The sequence below is a fragment of the Streptomyces sp. NPDC057697 genome (genome assembly GCF_042799335.1).
In the GTDB taxonomy this organism is placed as follows: Bacteria; Actinomycetota; Actinomycetes; order Streptomycetales; family Streptomycetaceae; genus Streptomyces.
This window is the reverse complement of sequence record NZ_JBHVJA010000003.1, coordinates 38,960-57,828: the sequence shown is the minus strand read 5'-3', so window position 1 is coordinate 57,828 and position 18,869 is coordinate 38,960. Positions and strand designations below refer to the sequence as shown.

The following is an 18,869-nucleotide window of genomic DNA, read 5'->3' as shown; positions in this document are numbered from 1 at the left end:
CCGGTGTCCGTCGCTTCCTCGGCCGCCGGGATCGCAGCGGATCCGGCGGCCGGGGAGAGCGTCAGGACATCCGACTCCCCGAACGGACCGGGGCAGCACAGAACCCGGTCCGGGACAGGCCCGGACCGGGTTGATGTGTCAGCGCGAGGTCAAGCGCCGCGACGCTGTGACGACGGACCGGACTTGCCGTCCTCGTCGTCGTCCTCGTCGTCGTTGTACAGATCCGCGTACTGTGCGTACGGGTCATCTTCCTCGTCGTCGTCCTCGAACGGCTCTGCGTTCGGTGGTTGACTCGAAGGCGATGCGCCCAGCTCATTGGCCAGACGCGACAGGTCAGTCCCGCCGCTGCTGTACTTCAGCTGGCGGGCGACCTTGGTCTGCTTGGCCTTTGCCCGGCCGCGCCCCATGGCTCGACCCCCTCGGTGACGGGGCTCGACGGCCCCAGAGTCTTGACACGCGTTCATGTTTCAGGACGGACTCTCGGCTGAGAGACCGTGCCCGTAGGGCTTCAACGGTACCTGCTTCCGCGGCCATACGGTACGCCGCCCGCATCACGCGCCCCGGAAGGAGACCGGCGAGGAGCCCTGTCCTCGCTGGTCAACTGCGATTTTAACCTCTTCCTGGCACGCGACCCGCCGACCGGCGTGAGTCTTGTCTCGCCGGTCGACGGGTCGGTGGACCACTGGCGACGCGGACGCGCGGTGACGCGTCCGGCACGGTCAGCCGCGGCGGGCTTCGGCCATTCGCTGTTCGGCGATCCGGTCGGCCGCCGCGGCCGGCGGAATTCCGTCGACCTTCGCACGTGCGAATATGGCCAGCGTGGTGTCGAAGATCTTGGACGCCTTGGCCTTGCACCGGTCGAAGTCGAAGCCGTGCAGCTCGTCGGCGACCTGGATGACGCCGCCCGCGTTCACCACGTAGTCGGGCGCGTACAGGATCGAGCGGTCCGCGAGGTCCTTCTCCACGCCGGGGTGCGCGAGCTGGTTGTTGGCCGCACCGCACACCACCGAGGCCGTGAGCACCGCCACGCTGTCGTCGTTCAGCGCACCGCCGAGGGCACACGGCGCGTAGATGTCCAGGCCCTCGGTGCGGATCAGCGCGTCGGTGTCCGCGACGACGGCGACCCCGGGGTGCCGGTCGGTGATCCGGCGTACGGATTCCTCCCGCACATCCGTGATCACGACCTCCGCGCCGTCCGAGAGCAGGTGTTCGACCAGATGGTGGCCGACCTTGCCGACCCCGGCGACCCCCACTTTTCGGCCACGTAGCGTCGGGTCGCCCCAGAGGTGCTGTGCCGAGGCCCGCATGCCCTGGAAGACGCCGAACGCGGTGAGGACCGAGGAGTCGCCGGCCCCGCCGTTCTCGGGGGAGCGGCCGGTGGTCCAGCGGCACTCGCGCGCGACGACGTCCATGTCGGCGACATAGGTGCCGACGTCGCAGGCCGTCACGTACCGCCCGCCGAGCGAGGCCACGAACCGGCCGTAGGCCAGCAGCAGTTCCTCCGACTTGATCAGCTCGGGGTCGCCGATGATGACGGCCTTGCCGCCGCCGTGGCCGAGACCGGCCATGGCGTTCTTGTACGACATTCCGCGCGCGAGGTTCAGCGCGTCCGCGACGGCCTCCTGCTCGGAGGCGTACGGATAGAAGCGGGTGCCGCCGAGGGCCGGGCCCAGGGCGGTGGAGTGAAGGGCGATGACGGCCTTGAGGCCGGTGGCGCGGTCCTGGCAGAGCACGACTTGTTCGTGTCCACCCTGCTCCGAGCGGAACAAGGTGTTCAGTACATCAACAGGCGCGCCGGTCACATCGGTCACTGTGGTGACTCCCAAGTACGTAGCGGCGAGGACCCTCCTGAAGGTGGGGAGGGCCCTGGACCGGCCGCGCGGCCGGTCCGACAGGGCAAGAGGGTAAGTCCTCCGCGGACGCGGTTCCGTTCCAGTGCGCGGGATCACCCCCCGGCGGAGTACGGGCGTGACACGATCTGCTGCATGTCGGTGGTGTCTTCGGTGCTCGTCCCCTACGCGTCCTACCTCCGGGTGTACGAGCCGCTGGCCGCCTTCCCGGAGGCCGAACGCGCCCACTGGGCGCGGTACGCCGGGGGGTCCCGCGTCCCCACGGCCCAGGACGAACTGCGCCGCTCGCTGGCCGACTTGGCGGCCACGCCGCCGGTCGCCGTGCCGGTCCACGAGAGCGGGGACGCGTTCGTCGCCGAGGTCGACGGGGTGGTGTGCGTCTGCCCGTGGCGGACCAGGCTGCGCGGCTGGCTGGCGCTGGAGGGGCTGACGGAGATGTTCCCCGGGCCGGTGCTCGACGCGGTGCTGCCTCCGGTGGTGCGCGGGCAGGCGGCCGCGGACCACGAGCGGTGGGCGGAGCGGAATCCGGACGCCAGGCCGTGGATCCGCACCTCGGTGTGGCAGGTGCCGGTGCGGTGGTTCGTGCTCTTCTCCGACGAGGAGCGGGAGCACACGGCGGCGGGCGAGGACGGCGCGGCGCCGGTGCTGCGGTACCGGACGCCGATGGTGCAGGCCCGCCGCAGACTGGCCCGCGCGCTGAAGACGCTGCGGGACTCGGTGGACGGGGGCGGGCTGACCGAGGGGCTCGTGGACGTGGGGCGCTGGCTGGAGGAGTTCCACCCCCGTGCGCTGGTCGAGCTGGACTACGGCGGTCTGGTGCACGCCCTCCCGGCGGAGCAGCTCGCCGCGGACCGGTCGGCGGCAGACGTGGCCGAGGGCATCGCGGCGCTGCGGACCGGGGACACCGAGCTGGCGGGCGAGGCGTACGGCCGGCTGGCGGAGCGCTGGCGGGCCGTAAGGGATCGTCAGTTCGCGAACTGACGGGGCGGAATCCGCGTCTGCCCCTGTGTCCTGTGTGACGGCTGGGGGCAGAGAGGCGGAAGCGTACACCCGTGACCTCGGGACCTACGTCCCGAACCGGGCCTTTGCCCTCAAGCGTGATGGATAGCACTAACGGGGCCCTTGCGCCCTTCCCTACTCCTCATGCCAAAATAGGACAAGGAGCCCCGGGAGGGTGCCTTCCGTCCAACTACGGGCGGAATGCTCAGCATTGCACGCTATGGGGGGTCTGATGGCTCCTGATCGCTCTGTGACTGATCGTCACGGCGGGGTGACTGTCCGCTATGGCATGGTCCATCGGCTTCCGTCGCTGATGAACACCTGGGAGGGCAATTCCATCGGTTTGGCCGACGTGGCTGGACGGATGGTGTAGTTGTAGTGCCGAGGACAAGCCGTTCGTCCTATAACCGACTCGGCCCGCGTCCGCCATTTCGGGCAACGCGGGTCAAGGTGCAGAATTTAGAGGAAAGAACCGAGATGGTTCGGTTCTCCCGAGGAGGCCGCTCATGACCGCTCGCACCCCTGATGCCGAGCCGCTGCTGACCCCGGCTGAGGTTGCCACGATGTTCCGCGTGGACCCGAAGACGGTTACCCGCTGGGCCAAGGCCGGCAAGCTCACGTCCATCCGCACGCTCGGTGGACATCGCCGGTACCGCGAGGCAGAGGTCCGCGCACTGCTTGCGGGTATTCCGCAGCAGCGCAGCGAGGCCTGACACACCCCCTGCCACGCCGCAACAACCGGGCTTCCGGGTCCCCCAACCCGCACAGGCCCACCCATAGCTCCACATGACGGGCGCCCGCCCCAACGGGCGCCATACCTGTGCCATACGGGTGCGTCATCCGATCGCGCTGGACTCCGCCGGGTCCAGCGCGATCTTTTTGTGTCCGCGCGCAGGCGCGGCCGGACGGTCCGCGGGGGCCGGGGGAAACCGCGCGTGCGGTCCGGTCCGGACGGGTCGCCGTGCGGGCTTGGGCGGGTCTGTTCGGGACTGTTCCGGACGGCCCGGGGAGGCCGGTCCGGGCGGGTCCGGACGGTCCTGCGGCGCCCTCGTCCGACTGGTGCAATTGCACATATTAAATTCGCCAGTTGTAGGAAGGGAGTAAAGTCACCACTTCGCAAAACTCTTTCGGTGACTCCCGTCACACTCCCCGGGTCTTGCCAGGTACGAGCCTGCCACTGCCGGGAGCGGGAATGCCCCGCCATTGGTCACCCGCTCGGGGGACTTTCGTCCCGGGCCTCCACGGGGCCGTCCTGGCGCCCTCCACGGGGGCCGGGCGGTTCGGGGGCGGAATCGGTCCGGCGGGCCGTCACGGGCTCCATGACGAGCCGCAGGAGCCGATGGCAGACCGGACAGTGGCGGGTGAGGTGGTGGCGGCCGGAGACGGCGGCCAGATGGGCGCGCAGAAGCGCGTGGGTCTGGTGTGCGACGGATGCGGCCATGCGCGCCACCTTCCGGTGGACCGCCGCCCCGCACCGGGAAATCAGGGACGGCCCCTGCTGTCTGACTACTCGTCGGCAGTTGCCGGAGTCAAGACGCGCGAAAGCCCGGATCCAGAAGGATCCGGGCTTTCGTTACTGCGGTCCTGACGGGATTTGAACCCGCGGCCTCCACCTTGACAGGGTGGCGAGCACTCCAAACTGCTCCACAGGACCAGGTTTTCGCTGCCTTCCTTGCGGCTGGCTGCGAAGACAGACTGTACAGCAGGTCAGAGGGCCAGGTCGAACTCACCGTGGGTGGCTGCTCCGTCACGGCCGGAACGGACCGTCCGGACGGTCGGTCTCACGGTGCCGCCGCGTCGATCGCCTTCACGATCCGCTTGTCGGAGACGGGGTGGGCCGTCCCCAGCGCGTGGGCGAAATAGCTGACCCGGAGCTCCTCGATCATCCAGCGGATGTCCAGGACCTCCTGCGGCACGGGCCGGCCCTGCGGCATCTGTTCGAGCAGCCAGGCGTACTCGTCCTGCATCTCGTGGACCTTCTGCATGCGCGTGGTGTCGCGCTGGACGGCCGTCGGCATCTGCTGGAGCCGGCGGTCCACGGCGACCAGGTAGCGCATCAGGTCGGGCAGCCTGCGCAGCCCGGTCCTCGTCACGAAGCCCGGCGGCACCAGGGCCGCGAGCTGGTCCCGCGCGTCGGTCACGTTGTCGACCAGGACCAGGCTGTTGGTGGCCTTCAGGCGCCGCTCGCAGGCCTGCCAGGCGGCCAGCACCTGCTGGACCTGCTTGACCGTGTGCTCGGTCAGGGCGACGAGGTCGGTGCGGACCTTGTCGTAGAGCTTCCGGAACGATTCCTCGTCCCAGGCCGGGCCGCCGTGCGCGCCGATCAGCCGGTCGGCGGCCGCCGTCGCGCAGTCCTCGAACAGCGCCTGGATGGAGCCGTGCGGGTTGCGGGACAGGGCCAGCTTCTGCTGGTTCGTCAGCTTGTCGGAGGCGAACTTCGCCGGGTTCACCGGCACGTTCAGCATGATCAGCTTCCGGGTGCCCAGCCACATCGCCTGCTGCTGCTCGGCCTCGGTGTCGAAGAGCCGGACGGCGACGGTCGCGCCCTGGTCGACCAGGGCCGGGTACGCCTTGACCGGCTGACCGGCCCTCCTGGTCTCGAAGACCCGGTTCAGCGTGCCGATCGTCCAGTCCGTGAGGCCCGAACGCTCGATGGACTCGCCCGAGGGTCCCGCGGTGGCCGCGGCGGCCTTGGAGAGCGCCTGACGGGCCTTGGGGCGCAGCTGGAGCTTCAGCGCCTCCAGGTCCTTGTCCTCGGCCACCTTGCGGCGCCGCTCGTCGACGATCCGGAACGTGATCTTCAGGTGGTCCGGGACGCGGCTCAGGTCGAAGTCCTCGGCCGTGACCGGGACGCCGACCATCCGCTGGAGCTCGCGGGCGAGCGTGACCGGCAGCGGCTCCTGGAGCGGAACGGCCCGGTCCAGGAACTTGTCCGCGTAGTTCGGCGCGGGGACGTAGTGCCGGCGGACCGGCTTGGGCAGCGAGCGGATCAGCTCGGTGACCACTTCCTCCCGCAGGCCCGGGATCTGCCAGTCGAAGCCCTCGGCGGTGACCTGGTTGAGCACCTGGAGCGGGATGTGGACGGTCACACCGTCGGCGTCCGCACCCGGCTCGAACTGGTACGTCACCTTGAACTTGAGCTTCCCCTGACGCCAGGAGTCCGGGTAGTCGTCCTTGGTGACGGCCCCGGCCTTCTCGTTGATCAGCATCGAACGTTCGAAGTCCAGCGCGTCCGGCTCGTCCCGGCGCTTGTGCTTCCACCAGGAGTCGAAGTGCGCCCCGGAGACCACGTGGTCGGGGATCCGCCGGTCGTAGAAGTCGAAGAGCGTCTCGTCGTCCACGAGGATGTCGCGGCGGCGGGCGCGGTGTTCCAGCTCCTCGACCTCGCCGAGCAGCTTGCGGTTGTCGTGGAAGAACTGGTGGTGGGTCCGCCAGTCGCCCTCGACCAGGGCGTTGCGGATGAACAGGTCGCGGGAGGTCTCGGCGTCGATACGGCCGAAATTGATCTTGCGCTGGGCGACGATCGGTACCCCGTAGAGCGTGACCCGCTCGTACGCCATCACCGCCGCCTGGTCCTTCTCCCAGTGCGGCTCGCTGTAGGTGCGCTTGAGGAGGTGCTGGGCCAGCGGCTCGATCCACTCCGGTTCGACCCGGGCGTTGACCCGCGCCCACAGCCGGGACGTCTCCACCAGCTCGGCCGACATCACGAACCGCGGCTGCTTCTTGAAGAGCGCCGACCCCGGGAAGATCGCGAACTTGGCGCTGCGCGCGCCCAGGTACTCGTTCTTCTCGGTGTCCTTCAGCCCGATGTGCGACAGCAGCCCGGCCAGCAGCGAGGTGTGGACCGACTGCTCGGGGGCGTCGTCCTCGTTGAGCGCGATGCCCATCTGCTTGGCGACCGTGCGCAGCTGCGCGTAGATGTCCTGCCATTCGCGGATGCGCAGGAAGTTCAGGTACTCCTGCTTGCACATCCGGCGGAAGCTGGACGAGCCGCGCTCCTTCTGCTGCTCGCGGATGTACCGCCACAGGTTCAGGAACGCCAGGAAGTCGGACGTCTCGTCCTTGAAGCGGGCGTGCTGCTGATCGGCCTGGGTCTGCTTCTCCGAGGGCCGCTCGCGCGGGTCCTGGATGGAGAGCGCCGCCGCGATGACCATGACCTCGCGGGCACAGCCGTTCCGCTCGGCCTCGATGACCATGCGGGCCAGGCGCGGGTCGACGGGCAGCTGCGAGAGCTTCCGGCCGAGCTGGGTGAGCCGCTTCTTCGGATCCTTCTCCTCCGGGTCCAGCGCGCCGAGCTCCTGGAGGAGCTGGATGCCGTCGCGGATGTTCCGGTGGTCCGGCGGGTCGATGAAGGGGAACTTCTCGATGTCGCCCAGACCGGCCGCGGTCATCTGGAGGATGACGGAGGCCAGGTTCGTACGGAGGATCTCCGGGTCGGTGAACTCCGGACGGGTCAGGAAGTCGTCCTCGGAGTACAGCCGGATGCAGATACCGTCCGACGTACGGCCGCAGCGGCCCTTGCGCTGGTTGGCGCTGGCCTGCGAGATCCGCTCGATCGGCAGCCGCTGGACCTTGGTGCGGTGGCTGTAGCGGGAGATACGGGCGTTGCCCGGGTCGATCACGTACTTGATGCCGGGGACGGTCAGCGAGGTCTCGGCGACATTGGTCGCCAGAACGATCCGCCGGCCCGTATGGCGCTGGAAGACGCGGTGCTGCTCGGCGTGCGAGAGCCGGGCGTAGAGGGGGAGCACCTCGGTGTGGCGGAGGTTCCGCTTGTTCAGGGCGTCCGCCGTGTCACGGATCTCCCGCTCGCCGGAGAGGAAGACCAGGATGTCGCCCGGACCTTCGGTCTGGAGCTCGTCCACGGCGTCGCAGATCGCGGTGATCTGGTCGCGGTCGGAGTCGTCCGAGTCCTCTTCGAGGAGGGGGCGGTAGCGCACCTCGACCGGGTAGGTGCGTCCGCTGACCTCGACGATCGGCGCCTCGCCGAAGTGCCGGGCGAAGCGCTCCGGGTCGATCGTCGCGGAGGTGATGACGACCTTGAGGTCCGGGCGCCTGGGCAGCAGCCGGGCCAGATAGCCGAGCAGGAAGTCGATGTTCAGCGACCGCTCGTGGGCCTCGTCGATGATGATCGTGTCGTAGGCGCGCAGCTCGCGGTCCGTCTGGATCTCGGCGAGCAGGATGCCGTCCGTCATCAGCTTCACGAACGTGGCGTCGGGGTTCACCTGGTCGGTGAAGCGGACCTTCCAGCCGACCGCCTCGCCCAGCGGCGTCTTCAGCTCGTCCGCCACGCGCTCGGCGACCGTACGGGCCGCGATCCGGCGCGGCTGGGTGTGCCCGATCATGCCCCGGACACCGCGCCCCAGCTCCATACAGATCTTCGGGATCTGCGTGGTCTTGCCGGACCCGGTCTCCCCGGCGACGATCACGACCTGGTGGTCGCGTATCGCCTCCAGGATCTCGTCCTTCTTCTGACTGACCGGGAGCTGTTCCGGGTACGACAGAGCGGGCATCCGCGCGGCACGCGACGCGAGCCGTTCGGCTGCCTGCCCGGTCTCGGCGGCGATCTCGTCCAGCACGGCCTGCCGGGCCTCGGGCTTGCGGATGCGCCGCGCCCCTTCGAGACGGCGGCCGAGCCGGTGCGCGTCGCGGAGCGAGATCTGTCCGAGCCGGTTCTGGAGATCAGCGAAGGAAGTAGACATACGGAGCCCAGGATCTCACCCGGGCCCGAGGAACGGCCAACACATTTCGTGCGGTCCGGGTCACCCTCCGGGCACCGCGCGGAGGCGCGGGATCACAGCACGTACCATTTCGGGCAGCTGACCCCCGTCGCCCCGTCCGGAAAGGCCGTCGCCGTGTCCCGTACGCAGTGGTGTTGCCTGACGGCGGTGCTCGCGGTCGTGCTGGGGCTGTTCTGCGGACCGGCGACGGCCGCTCCGCAGGTCGCGTCCACGACCGTGGGCGCGTTTACGACTGCGGGCGCGTTTACGACTGAGGGCGCGTCCATGACCGTCGACGTGTTCACGATCTCCGGCGCGTCCACGACCGCCGGCGTGGCCATGACCACGGGTGCGTCCACGCCTGCCGGCGCGTCCACGATCTCCGGCGCGTCCACGACCGCCGGCGAAACCATGGCCCCGGATGCTCTGGCCGACCCCGGACCCGTGGTGGCGGCGCCCGCCGACCGGGCCCCGGTGCCGGGCTGCCGCAAGACCAGGAAGCAGGACGGAGAACCCGCGCTCCCGGGCCGGGCGCGGGCCGCGTACGACCAGGCGCCCGGCCTCGCCGGGTGGGGCCTGCCCGCCACCACCGGCCAGGGCCCGGTCCACCCGCCCGTACGGCTGAAGCTGCGCGCGCCCGAGCCCGCCGCGCCCACTCCCGTCGAACTCTCCGTGCTGAGGGTGTAGCCGGCCGCCTCCACCCGGCCGTCCCCCTTCCTTCCCGTATCACCAGCACGGAGTCCCGCATGCCCGAGTCCACGCCCGCACGCAAGCCCTCGCCGGGGAACAAGAACAGCGACAAGAACAGCAACAGCGCCAAGAACGGCAACAGGAGCAAGAACAGGAAGCCGCTGCTCTACGGCGCCGGAGTCGTCCTCGCCGCCGCGCTCCTCGGCTTCGTCTCCTACCGGGCCACCGCACCCGACCACCCGTCCTCCGGCTCCTCCTCGGTCGCCGACATCACGGCCGACCCGGACGCGGGCGTCTACCCGGAGCTGGCGAAGCTCGCCCGCCGCAACGCCGCCGACAAGCTCGCCCAGGGCCGGGCCGACGCCCCCGTGGTCCTCATCGAGTACGCCGACTTCAAGTGCGGCTACTGCGGGAAGTTCGCCCGGGACACCGAACCCGCCCTGGTGAAGAAGTACGTCGCCGACGGCACCCTGCGCATCGAGTGGCGCAACTTCCCGATCTTCGGCGCCGAGTCCGAGGCCGCCGCACGCGCCGCCTGGGCCGCCGGTCAGCAGGGCCGTTTCTGGGAGTTCCACGCCGCCGCGTACGCCGAGGGCGCCAAGGAGAAGGGCTTCGGCAAGGACCGGCTGAAGGAACTCGCCCGCCAGGCCGAAGTCGCCGACCTCGCCCGCTTCACCCGCGACGCGGAGAGCTCCGCCGCCTCGGCCGCCGTGTCCGAGGACCAGGAACAGGGGTACGGGATCGGCGCCACCTCCACGCCGTCGTTCCTGATCAACGGCCGCCCGATCGCCGGGGCCCAGCCCATGGAGACCTTCACCTCGGCCATCGAGGCGGCGGCCGAGAAGGCCCGCGCCACCGAGGACGCCAAGGGCGGCCAGGGTGCCAAGGGCGCCGGGGACGGCGCGAAGTGACCGCCGACATCGGCTATTTCGCGGCATTCCTCGGCGGGCTGCTCGCCCTGGTCAGCCCGTGCAGCGCGCTGCTCCTGCCCGCCTTCTTCGCCTACTCCGTCGACTCCGCCTCGCGGCTCCTGGCCCGTACCGGCATCTTCTACGCCGGACTGGCCACCACCCTGGTCCCGCTCGGCGCCGCGGGCTCGTTCGCCGGACGGCTCTTCTACCGCCACCGGGACGCGCTCGTCCTCGGCGCGGGCTGGCTGATCATCGGGCTCGGCATCGCCCAGATCGTGGGTCTGGGCTTCGCCTCGCGCCGGATCGCCGCCCTCAGCGGCCGGATCCGCCCGACCACCGCCGTCTCGGTCTACGCACTGGGCGCCGTCTACGGACTGGCCGGCTTCTGCGCCGGCCCGATCCTCGGCAGCGTCCTCACCGTGGCGGCGGTCAGCGGCAGCCCGGTCTACGGCGGACTGCTGCTCGCCGTCTACGCCCTGGGCATGGCGGTCCCGCTCTTCCTGCTCGCGCTGCTCTGGGAACGCTTCGACCTGGGGCGCCGGGCCTGGCTGCGCGGCCGCGCCTTCCGGCTCGGCCGCTTCGAGCTGCACACCACGACGCTGCTGTCCGGGCTGTTCTTCATCGCGCTCGGCGCGCTCTTCCTCGCGTTCGACGGGACGACCGCGCTGCCCGGACTGCTGGACGTGGACGATTCGTTCGCCGTCGAGCAGTGGGCCCAGCGTGTCGGCGAGCATGTGCCGGACGCCATGGCGCTGGTGGCCGTGGTCGCGGTGGTGCTGCTGATTCTGGCGGTACGGGCGTGGCGCGGCCGGGACGGCGTGAACCGGGCGGACCGGGAAGAGGCCTGACACGGCGAAGGCCCCGTCCAACGGACGGGGCCTTCGGGTGGTGGCTGGGGCCGGGATCGAACCGGCGACCTATCGCTTTTCAGGCGATCGCTCGTACCAACTGAGCTACCCAGCCACGCAGCTGGTAAAAGCTGCAGCGGTCCTGACGGGATTTGAACCCGCGGCCTCCACCTTGACAGGGTGGCGAGCACTCCAAACTGCTCCACAGGACCAAGCTAATGTGCGAGACAAGTCTCGCACACAGTAAAGCGTGCCCCCAACGGGATTCGAACCCGTGCTACCGCCTTGAAAGGGCGGCGTCCTGGGCCACTAGACGATGAGGGCTAAGGGCCCACCTGCGCGCCTTCCAGCGCGTCGGGGACGTGAGAAGCATATGGGATGGCGGCGGCTATCGCCAAAACGGTTTACGGCGGGGGCGGAGCGGGCGCGCGGACGCCTTCGCGGAGGGCAGGTCCGGGCGGTCCGGCCGGGGCGCGGCGGCCGGTCGTACGGGACAATGACGGGGTGCTGGAGATGACGCGCGAAGAGTTCGAGGAACTGGTCGCCGAGGCGCTGGACCGGATCCCGCCGGAGCTGACACGACTGATGGACAACGTCGCGGTGTTCGTCGAGGACGAGCCCGACCCGGGCGATCCGGAGCTGCTCGGGCTGTACGAGGGCACACCGCTCACCGATCGCGGCGAGTGGTACGCGGGGGTGCTGCCGGACCGGATCACCATCTACCGCGGGCCGACCCTCCGTATGTGCGAGTCCCGCGAGGACGTGGTCGCCGAGACCGAGATCACGGTCGTCCACGAGATCGCCCATCACTTCGGCATCGACGACGCGAGGCTGCACGCGCTCGGTTACGGCTGAGCGCGCCCGGAGGTCCGTCCCGGACGCCCGCCGGGGTCCCTGGCGGCGCGCGGACGGAGCGCGGCGGGTGTGCGGGTGGTGTGCGGGCCGGGCCGGGGCGTGTCCCCGGCGGGGCAACGAGAGTTGGGCACGGCGCCCCCTCTCCTTCCCGTACCGCCCCGCTCCTTCCCCGTATCCCGGAGGTGCCTCTCGTGCGCCAGCTGTCCGTTCCCGTCCGATGGGCGGCCGTCGTCGCCGCGACGGTCGCCGCGTCCACCGGTTGTATGAGCATCGGCGACGACGGGGGGAAACCGGAGTCGTCGCCGTCCCCTTCGACCGGGCACGGGGGGAGCGCCGCCCGGCCGGACGGCGGCACCGTGGCGGGCACGGGCCGGGTCCGTACCGGTGGCGGCGGGGCCGAGGCGCACTCCGAGCGGGAGACCGTCGAGTCGCCGGAGCCGAGCGGTTCCGCCGGGTCCTCGCCCAGTCCCGGCGAGGCGCGCCCGGGTGCGGAGCCCGGGAGCGCGGGGCCGACCCGGGGCGGGCCGACGCCGACGCCCTCGCTCTCGAAGCCGGGGCCCGGGGTGCCGCAGCCGTCCGCGTCCCCCGCGCCCTCCGGACCGGTGACGCCCGAGCCGCCGAGTTCGCCCCCGGAGCCGGAGCCCTCCGAGCCGCCGCCCCCGCCGCCGTCCGCCTCGCCGGCGGCGCAGCTGCGCAGTGAGGCGATGCGGGCCCTGGGGGAGTCGGTGCCGCTGCGGACGCCCGAGGCATCGCCGCAGGTGGGGCCGGTGTAGTGGGGGGCTGGGAACGGCCGGTTTGCGCGATGTGGGGGGGAGTGCGTATGGTAGTAGATCGTTTGATCCCATTGCCCGGCGCCGAAACAGAAGCGCGCCGTGTGGCGCGTACTCTCCCTTGCCGTGGCTGGACCGCATTGAGGCGGTCGAAATTGCGAATCACGGAGTTACGGGCGCGTGCCGAGACTCCGGAAGGTTTCGCATTTCGCATGTCAATTTCCAGTTCTGACCGCACCGTCATGCCCGAGAGCATCGAGAACGACGAGCTCGTCGAGGCCGCGCAGGCCGTCGTCGCCGAGTCCGCCGACTCCATCGAGGCCGACGCCCCCCTGGCCGAGCAGGCCGACACCGCCTTGGCCGAGCAGGCCGACGCCGCGGACGCGGACGCCGAGCCGAGCATCACCTTCGCCGACCTGGGCCTGCCCGAGGGCATCGTCCGCAAGCTCGCGCAGAACGGCGTGACGGCGCCCTTCCCGATCCAGGCCGCGACCATCCCGGACGCCCTGGCCGGCAAGGACATCCTGGGCCGCGGGCGCACCGGCTCCGGCAAGACGCTCTCCTTCGGTCTGCCGACCCTGGCCACGCTGGCCGGCGGCCACACCGAGAAGAAGAAGCCCCGCGCGGTCATCCTCACCCCGACCCGTGAACTCGCGATGCAGGTCGCGGACGCGCTCCAGCCGTACGGCGACGTGCTCGGCCTGAAGATGAAGGTCGTCTGCGGCGGTACATCGATGGGCAACCAGATCTACGCGCTGGAGCGCGGTGTCGACATCCTCGTCGCCACCCCGGGCCGGCTGCGCGACATCATCAACCGGGGCGCCTGCTCCCTGGAGAACGTCCAGGTCGCCGTCCTCGACGAGGCCGACCAGATGTCCGACCTGGGCTTCCTGCCCGAGGTCACCGAGCTGCTCGACCAGGTTCCGGTCGGCGGCCAGCGGATGCTCTTCTCCGCCACGATGGAGAACGAGATCGGCACGCTGGTCAAGCGCTACCTGGACAACCCGGTGAGCCACGAGGTCGACAGCGCCCAGGGCAACGTCACGACCATGACGCACCACGTCCTCGTCGTGAAGCCGAAGGACAAGGCGCCGGTCACCTCCGCCATCGCCGCCCGCAAGGGCCGCACCATCATCTTCGTCCGCACCCAGCTGGGCGCCGACCGCATCGCCGAGCAGCTCGTCGAGGCGGGCGTCAAGGCGGACGCGCTGCACGGCGGCATGACGCAGGGTGCCCGTACCCGGGTGCTCGCCGACTTCAAGGACGGTTACGTCAACGCGCTCGTCGCGACCGACGTCGCCGCCCGAGGCATCCACGTCGACGGCATCGACCTGGTGCTGAACGTGGACCCGGCCGGTGACCACAAGGACTACCTGCACCGCTCGGGCCGCACCGCGCGGGCCGGCAAGTCCGGTGTCGTCGTCTCGCTGGCGCTGCCGCACCAGCGCCGTCAGATCTTCCGGCTGATGGAGGACGCGGGCGTCGACGCCTCGCGTCACATCGTCGGCGGCGCGGGCGCCTTCGACCCGGAGGTCGCCGAGATCACCGGCGCCCGTTCGCTGACCGAGGTCCAGGCCGACTCCGCGAACAACGCCGCCAAGCAGGCCGAGCGCGAGGTCGCCGACCTGACCAAGCAGCTGGAGCGCGTCCAGCGCCGCGCCGGTGAGCTGCGCGAGGAGGCCGACCGCCTCGTCGCCCGTGCCGCGCGCGAGCGGGGCGACGACCCCGAGGCCGCGGTGGCCGAGGCCGCCGCCGAGGCGGAGGCCGCCATCGAGGCCGCCGTCTCCGTGCCGGAGCAGCCCGCCGCCCGTGACGACCGTCGCGACGACCGGGGCAACTTCGACCGCCGGGACAACCGTGGCGGCGACCGCGGTGGCTACCGCAACGACCGCCGGGACGACCGCGGTGGTGACCGTGGTGGTTTCCAGCGTCGTGACGACCGTCCGTCCGGTGGTTTCCGCCGGGACAACGACCGTCCGTCGTTCAACCGGGACCGCCGGGACGACCGCGGTGGTGACCGCGGTGGTTTCCAGCGTCGTGACGACCGTCCGTCCGGTGGTTTCCGCCGGGACAACGACCGTCCGTCGTTCAACCGCGACCGCCGCGACGACCGCCCCTCCGGCGGCTTCCGCTCCAACGACCGTCGTGACGACCGTGGCGGCCGCTCCTTCGACCGCCGGGACAACGACCGCCCGTCGTTCAACCGCGACCGCCGCGACGACCGCCCCTCCGGTGGCTTCCGCTCCGGCGGCAGCGACCGTCCGTTCAACCGCGACCGTCGTGACGACCGTCCCTCCGGTGGCTTCCGCTCCGGCGGCGGCGACCGTCCGACCGGCCGCCGCGACGACCACCGGGGCACCGGCACCAACACCGGTTCCTTCGGCCGCCGCGACGACAAGCCGCGCTGGAAGCGCAACGGCTGAACACCGTGAGGACCTGCTGAAGGTCCGCTGAACGGTCTGCGGAAAGCGGGCCCGCTCTTCACGAGCGGGCCCGCTTCTCGTTTTCGGGGCAGGGCAGGGCAGGACCGGGCCGGGCCGGGCTGTGCAGGCGACGCAGACGGCGCGGGCGATGCAGACGGCGCGGGCGACGCGTGCGGTGCAGATGGCGCGGGGGCTGGGCAGAGGCCGGGGGAGGGCGCTGCCCGGGGGCGCGCTTTCCCCAGTCGTGACCCCGGCGTGACCCCGGCGCCCGCATGTGTGCTCCGGCGCCAGGGCATCGCTGGGGACATGACAAACGACATGGGCGGGAGCCCACCCCCGGGCGTCTCCGACGAGGAGCGCCTCGCACAGCTCGGGTACACACAGACGCTGGCCCGGCGGATGTCGGCGTTCTCCAACTACGCCGTCTCGTTCACCATCATCTCGGTGCTCTCCGGCTGCCTCACGCTCTACCTCTTCGGCATGAACACCGGCGGCCCCGCCGTCATCACCTGGGGCTGGATCGGCGTCGGACTGATGACGCTCTTCGTCGGCCTGGCGATGGCCGAGATCTGTTCGGCCTACCCGACCTCCGCCGGGCTCTACTTCTGGGCCCACCGACTGGCCCCGCCGCGCACGGCGGCCGCCTGGGCGTGGTTCACGGGCTGGTTCAACGTGCTCGGCCAGGTCGCCGTCACCGCCGGGATCGACTTCGGGGCGGCGTCCTTCCTGGGCGCCTATCTGAACCTCCAGTTCGGCTTCGGGGTCACCCCCACCCGTACGATCCTGCTCTTCGCCGCGATCCTGCTGCTGCACGGCCTCCTCAACACCTTCGGGGTGCGGATCGTCGCCCTCCTGAACAGCGTGAGCGTCTGGTGGCACGTGATCGGGGTCGTCGTCATCGTCGGAGCCCTGACCTTCGTACCGGACTCGCACCGGTCGGCGTCGTTCGTCTTCACCGAATTCGTCAACAACACCGGGTGGGGCAGCGGCTTCTACGTGGTGATGATCGGCCTGCTGATGGCCCAGTACACCTTCACCGGCTATGACGCCTCCGCCCATATGACGGAGGAGACCCACGACGCCGCGACGGCCGGACCGCGCGGCATCGTCCAGTCGATCTGGACCTCCTGGATCGCCGGCTTCGTCCTGCTTCTCGGCTTCACCTTCGCCATCCAGTCGTACGACGGAGCGCTGAACTCGCCGACCGGCGCCCCGCCCGCCCAGATCCTCCTGGACGCCCTCGGCGCCACCACCGGCAAGCTCCTGCTGCTGATCGTGATCGGGGCCCAGCTCTTCTGCGGCATGGCGTCCGTGACCGCCAACAGCCGCATGATCTACGCCTTCTCGCGCGACGGGGCCCTGCCCTTCTCCCACGTCTGGCACACGGTCAGCCCGCGCACCCGCACCCCCGTCGCCGCGGTCTGGCTGGCCGCGGCGGGAGCCCTGGCGCTGGGCCTGCCGTACCTGATCAACGTCACCGCGTACGCGGCGGTGACCTCGATCGCGGTGATCGGCCTCTACATCGCCTACGTCATCCCCACCCTGCTCCGGCTGCTCCGGGGCGACGACTTCGCCCCGGGCCCCTGGCACCTGGGCCGCTGGTCGCGCCCGATCGGCATCGTGGCGGTGGTCTGGGTCCTGATCATCACGGTGCTCTTCATGCTGCCGCAGCTCTCACCGGTCACCTGGGAGACGTTCAACTACGCGCCCGTCGCCGTCCTGGTGGTCCTGGGCTTCGCGGCGGCATGGTGGCTGGCGTCGGCGAGACACTGGTTCCTCGCCCCGGACGACCCTGGCACGACCGCCCCCGACGACACCCCCTGACGGTCCGGAATGTCACCGCGCCGGGGCCCAGTGGCCGATACCCGATCGGCGACCGGGCCCCGGCGGGCTATGCTCAGGGGTGATTCGCCGAGGGCCGTTAGCTCAATTGGCAGAGCAGCGGACTTTTAATCCGTTGGTTGTGGGTTCGAGTCCCACACGGCCTACCGAACGCGGGGCGGGGGAACCCCCTCTGACCTGCTACTTAGCGCCTCGACCGGCTTCGGCTGGCCGGGGCGCTTCGGCGTTTGAGGGCTCGGGCGTAAGCGGACGGGCCCCATCATGGCCCTGGGGGCGGACGGAGAGGCACTGGGAGGGTTCAAGGGCAGGTGAGAAGCGCTCGACTCCCGCCGCGCTCTGCTACTGCACTGCCACAGTTCCTTGATGGACTGTCTGCTGATCCTCCAAGAGAGCCGCCAGAAAATCACGGGCTTGCAGGAGGTCGCCCAGATGCGCCCTGAAATCAGTGATCAGCTCATCCACCTCCTCCAGGTTCAGACCCGGCCAGGTGCCGTCACCCACGAACTCCAGTTCTGGCGCATTATGCGGCCAGTGGACGACTCCGAACTCCAGGAGGCCGTGCCCGTAGCCTCCGGACATCGTGTGGGCAGCCGTGCCGTGGATCGGCTCATCCGGGTGGCCGTTCTTCCCGCAGTCGCGGCCGATGCATTGGCCGGCGAGCGCGTCGCACAGCGTGGACTTGTCGGATGCTGGTGCCGTACTGCTCATGCCTGGGCCTCCAGCCACTCGGTACGGATCTGCACCAACTGGGAGTGGATCTCGTCGAGGCGGTCGCAATGGGTGCGGATCTTGCTGATGATGTCTGCGAAATCGTCGGGATCCACGCACTCCATGACCTCGTCCTGGAAAGGTTCGAAGACCAGGTGCGGCATGTGGAGCCTGGGATTCTGGTCATACGGTGCGATTTGGATGCGGCCCTGAAGGATGGGCGCCAGGGCTGTACCGTCCTTCGCGTCGAAGACAGCCACTTCTGGCCTCTCGAAGTGGAACCCGTGGAACAGGTGCGAGAGGCACTCGTCCTGGTCGTTGGTGTGATGGTCCGTGCAATAGGTGGGGCAGTACTCGGTGATCTGTCCACCATTTTCGACCCTTCGGACCCACGTTCGGGGTGAGTGGCCGTGTTTCTCAGTGCCTACGGACGGCTCTGCTTGCGCCTTTGTCGCCATGCTCTGCCTTCTGTGTTGCGGCGGTTTTAGGGCCGCTGCGTGGTGGGTGAAGGACCACGACTGCCTGAGGGAGGGCGGAGCTCTGTAGGAGGGGTGGTACCGCCCAGGGTGCGCCCCCGATGTGGTGTGAGGGCACTTGCTGGGTCAGGCAGTACCCCGGTGCGCTGGCTTCTCCACGTGCGCCGGGACAGCACCAACCGATGGGGTGGCCCGGGCCGATCGGCCTTGACGATCGGGCACGGGGTACCTGCCGCGCAGCGGCCTCGGCCGCAGCCTGGTCCACCTCCGGCAGCAGGCTCGTGTACGTGTCCGACGTCAGCGTGATTGCGGAGTGCCGCAGCGCCTCCTTGATCGTGTGGAGGTCCCCGCCCCCTGCCGGGGGTGAGCGTCGCGGCGACATGGCGCAGATCACGCATGGTGATCGAGGGCAGATCCGTGGCGGCGAGGACGCGGCGGAAGGTCTCCGAGACCGTCTCGGGGCGGAGCCAGGAGCCGTCCTCCCGGGTGAAGACTTGCCGGTCTCGTCCCAGGTCGGGGCCCACGACGCCCGGCTCCTCCTGCTGGCGCCCACGGTGTTCCCGCAGCAGCGCGACGCTGACGCTGTTCAGGGCGATCGTGCTGGCGCTGCTGTCCGTCTTCGGCGTGGACTCGTACAGGTCCCAGCAGTCGGCCACGATCTCCTTCGCGGGGTGATGAGGCCAGTGTCCAGGTCCACGTCCGTCCAGCCCTGGCCGATGGCCTCGCCGGCGGAGCTCACGGGTGCCGATCAGGTGGAAGAGGGGGTACAGGAGGTCG

Annotated in this window: 16 protein-coding genes and 5 tRNA genes; 11 read left to right on the top strand and 10 right to left on the bottom strand. The window is 70.3% G+C overall.

The window, feature by feature from the left end:
• Positions 1 to 149: 149 nt before the first annotated feature.
• Together ACFVFH_RS10075 and ACFVFH_RS10070 are read right to left on the bottom strand one after the other, a co-directional pair.
• Complete coding sequence (locus tag ACFVFH_RS10075) at positions 150 to 407, bottom strand: DUF3073 domain-containing protein (protein ID WP_383765674.1); 258 nt, start codon at positions 405 to 407, stop codon at positions 150 to 152.
• 312 nt (positions 408 to 719) lie between these two features.
• Entirely contained in the window at positions 720 to 1,811 is a 1,092-nt protein-coding gene (locus ACFVFH_RS10070; RefSeq protein ID WP_383765673.1) for a Leu/Phe/Val dehydrogenase, read from the bottom strand.
• A 174-nt stretch (positions 1,812 to 1,985) separates the two neighbouring features.
• Here ACFVFH_RS10070 and ACFVFH_RS10065 point away from each other — a divergent pair, with 174 nt between their 5' ends.
• Both ACFVFH_RS10065 and bldC read left to right on the top strand, forming a co-directional pair.
• Complete coding sequence (locus tag ACFVFH_RS10065; RefSeq protein WP_383765671.1) at positions 1,986 to 2,831, top strand: hypothetical protein; 846 nt, start codon at positions 1,986 to 1,988, stop codon at positions 2,829 to 2,831.
• Positions 2,832 to 3,355: 524 nt separating this feature from the next.
• Complete coding sequence (gene bldC, locus ACFVFH_RS10060) at positions 3,356 to 3,562, top strand: developmental transcriptional regulator BldC (RefSeq protein WP_003949541.1); 207 nt, start codon at positions 3,356 to 3,358, stop codon at positions 3,560 to 3,562.
• 494 nt (positions 3,563 to 4,056) lie between these two features.
• On the opposite strand, the gene ACFVFH_RS10055 is transcribed toward bldC, so the two are convergent.
• From ACFVFH_RS10055 to hrpA, 3 genes are all read right to left on the bottom strand, one after another.
• Positions 4,057 to 4,290 carry a DUF6274 family protein gene (locus ACFVFH_RS10055; RefSeq protein ID WP_383765670.1) on the bottom strand — a complete coding sequence of 78 codons (234 nt, stop codon included), beginning with the start codon at positions 4,288 to 4,290 and terminating at the stop codon, positions 4,057 to 4,059.
• Between the two features lie 138 nt (positions 4,291 to 4,428).
• A tRNA-Asp gene (locus ACFVFH_RS10050) sits at positions 4,429 to 4,503 on the bottom strand.
• Positions 4,504 to 4,630: 127 nt separating this feature from the next.
• Entirely contained in the window at positions 4,631 to 8,551 is a 3,921-nt protein-coding gene (gene hrpA / locus ACFVFH_RS10045; RefSeq protein ID WP_383765668.1) for an ATP-dependent RNA helicase HrpA, read from the bottom strand.
• 303 nt (positions 8,552 to 8,854) lie between these two features.
• Between hrpA and ACFVFH_RS10040 the strand changes: the two genes are divergently transcribed.
• The 3 genes from ACFVFH_RS10040 to ACFVFH_RS10030 are packed head-to-tail and all read left to right on the top strand — an operon-like array spanning position 8,855 to position 11,018.
• Positions 8,855 to 9,256: a hypothetical protein gene (locus ACFVFH_RS10040; RefSeq protein WP_383765666.1), complete on the top strand. Its 402-nt coding sequence runs from the start codon at positions 8,855 to 8,857 to the stop codon at positions 9,254 to 9,256.
• A 59-nt stretch (positions 9,257 to 9,315) separates the two neighbouring features.
• The gene (locus tag ACFVFH_RS10035) at positions 9,316 to 10,170 is read left to right on the top strand and encodes a DsbA family protein (protein WP_383765664.1); all 855 of its coding nucleotides are present in this window, start codon (positions 9,316 to 9,318) and stop codon (positions 10,168 to 10,170) included.
• Entirely contained in the window at positions 10,167 to 11,018 is an 852-nt protein-coding gene (locus tag ACFVFH_RS10030) for a cytochrome c biogenesis CcdA family protein (protein WP_383765662.1), read from the top strand. Before ACFVFH_RS10035 ends, ACFVFH_RS10030 begins: the two co-directional genes overlap by 4 nt.
• A gap of 38 nt (positions 11,019 to 11,056) precedes the next feature.
• On the opposite strand, the gene ACFVFH_RS10025 is transcribed toward ACFVFH_RS10030, so the two are convergent.
• The 3 genes from ACFVFH_RS10025 to ACFVFH_RS10015 form a co-directional block, all read right to left on the bottom strand.
• Positions 11,057 to 11,133: transfer RNA gene (locus tag ACFVFH_RS10025), tRNA-Phe, on the bottom strand.
• Between the two features lie 22 nt (positions 11,134 to 11,155).
• A tRNA-Asp gene (locus ACFVFH_RS10020) sits at positions 11,156 to 11,230 on the bottom strand.
• Between the two features lie 39 nt (positions 11,231 to 11,269).
• Positions 11,270 to 11,342, bottom strand: a tRNA-Glu gene (locus tag ACFVFH_RS10015).
• Positions 11,343 to 11,522: 180 nt separating this feature from the next.
• On the opposite strand from ACFVFH_RS10015, the gene ACFVFH_RS10010 reads away from it, so the two are divergent.
• The 5 genes from ACFVFH_RS10010 to ACFVFH_RS09990 all read left to right on the top strand — a co-directional run bounded on the left by ACFVFH_RS10010 (position 11,523) and on the right by ACFVFH_RS09990 (position 17,054).
• On the top strand, positions 11,523 to 11,873 hold the full coding sequence (locus ACFVFH_RS10010) for a metallopeptidase family protein (RefSeq protein ID WP_206433537.1): 351 nt from the start codon (positions 11,523 to 11,525) through the stop codon (positions 11,871 to 11,873).
• A 263-nt stretch (positions 11,874 to 12,136) separates the two neighbouring features.
• Entirely contained in the window at positions 12,137 to 12,646 is a 510-nt protein-coding gene (locus tag ACFVFH_RS10005; RefSeq protein WP_383765661.1) for a hypothetical protein, read from the top strand.
• A 239-nt stretch (positions 12,647 to 12,885) separates the two neighbouring features.
• The gene (locus ACFVFH_RS10000; protein ID WP_383765659.1) at positions 12,886 to 15,066 is read left to right on the top strand and encodes a DEAD/DEAH box helicase; all 2,181 of its coding nucleotides are present in this window, start codon (positions 12,886 to 12,888) and stop codon (positions 15,064 to 15,066) included.
• Positions 15,067 to 15,372: 306 nt separating this feature from the next.
• Positions 15,373 to 16,890: an amino acid permease gene (locus tag ACFVFH_RS09995; protein WP_383765657.1), complete on the top strand. Its 1,518-nt coding sequence runs from the start codon at positions 15,373 to 15,375 to the stop codon at positions 16,888 to 16,890.
• 91 nt (positions 16,891 to 16,981) lie between these two features.
• Positions 16,982 to 17,054: transfer RNA gene (locus ACFVFH_RS09990), tRNA-Lys, on the top strand.
• Positions 17,055 to 17,247: 193 nt separating this feature from the next.
• On the opposite strand, the gene ACFVFH_RS09985 is transcribed toward ACFVFH_RS09990, so the two are convergent.
• Together ACFVFH_RS09985 and ACFVFH_RS09980 are read right to left on the bottom strand one after the other, a co-directional pair.
• Positions 17,248 to 17,616, bottom strand: coding sequence for a hypothetical protein (locus ACFVFH_RS09985; RefSeq protein WP_383765656.1), 369 nt, complete (start codon positions 17,614 to 17,616; stop codon positions 17,248 to 17,250).
• Entirely contained in the window at positions 17,613 to 18,074 is a 462-nt protein-coding gene (locus ACFVFH_RS09980) for a DUF6907 domain-containing protein (RefSeq protein WP_383765654.1), read from the bottom strand. Before ACFVFH_RS09980 ends, ACFVFH_RS09985 begins: the two co-directional genes overlap by 4 nt.
• A 381-nt stretch (positions 18,075 to 18,455) precedes the next feature.
• Here ACFVFH_RS09980 and ACFVFH_RS09975 point away from each other — a divergent pair, with 381 nt between their 5' ends.
• Entirely contained in the window at positions 18,456 to 18,767 is a 312-nt protein-coding gene (locus ACFVFH_RS09975) for a hypothetical protein (RefSeq protein WP_383765653.1), read from the top strand.
• The last annotated feature ends 102 nt before the right edge of the window (positions 18,768 to 18,869 follow it).

Excerpts from the sequence above, each read along its gene's own strand:
- ACFVFH_RS10075 (WP_383765674.1), bottom strand. The coding sequence starts at position 407 with ATGGGGCGCGGCCGGGCAAAGGCCAAGCAGACCAAGGTCGCCCGCCAG.
- ACFVFH_RS10065 (WP_383765671.1), top strand. The coding sequence starts at position 1,986 with ATGTCGGTGGTGTCTTCGGTGCTCGTCCCCTACGCGTCCTACCTCCGG.
- bldC (WP_003949541.1), top strand. The coding sequence starts at position 3,356 with ATGACCGCTCGCACCCCTGATGCCGAGCCGCTGCTGACCCCGGCTGAG.
- ACFVFH_RS10055 (WP_383765670.1), bottom strand. The coding sequence starts at position 4,290 with ATGGCCGCATCCGTCGCACACCAGACCCACGCGCTTCTGCGCGCCCAT.
- hrpA (WP_383765668.1), bottom strand. The coding sequence starts at position 8,551 with ATGTCTACTTCCTTCGCTGATCTCCAGAACCGGCTCGGACAGATCTCG.
- ACFVFH_RS10040 (WP_383765666.1), top strand. The coding sequence starts at position 8,855 with ATGACCGTCGACGTGTTCACGATCTCCGGCGCGTCCACGACCGCCGGC.
- ACFVFH_RS10035 (WP_383765664.1), top strand. The coding sequence starts at position 9,316 with ATGCCCGAGTCCACGCCCGCACGCAAGCCCTCGCCGGGGAACAAGAAC.
- ACFVFH_RS10005 (WP_383765661.1), top strand. The coding sequence starts at position 12,137 with ATGAGCATCGGCGACGACGGGGGGAAACCGGAGTCGTCGCCGTCCCCT.
- ACFVFH_RS10000 (WP_383765659.1), top strand. The coding sequence starts at position 12,886 with ATGCCCGAGAGCATCGAGAACGACGAGCTCGTCGAGGCCGCGCAGGCC.
- ACFVFH_RS09995 (WP_383765657.1), top strand. The coding sequence starts at position 15,373 with ATGACAAACGACATGGGCGGGAGCCCACCCCCGGGCGTCTCCGACGAG.
- ACFVFH_RS09985 (WP_383765656.1), bottom strand. The coding sequence starts at position 17,616 with ATGAGCAGTACGGCACCAGCATCCGACAAGTCCACGCTGTGCGACGCG.
- ACFVFH_RS09980 (WP_383765654.1), bottom strand. The coding sequence starts at position 18,074 with ATGGCGACAAAGGCGCAAGCAGAGCCGTCCGTAGGCACTGAGAAACAC.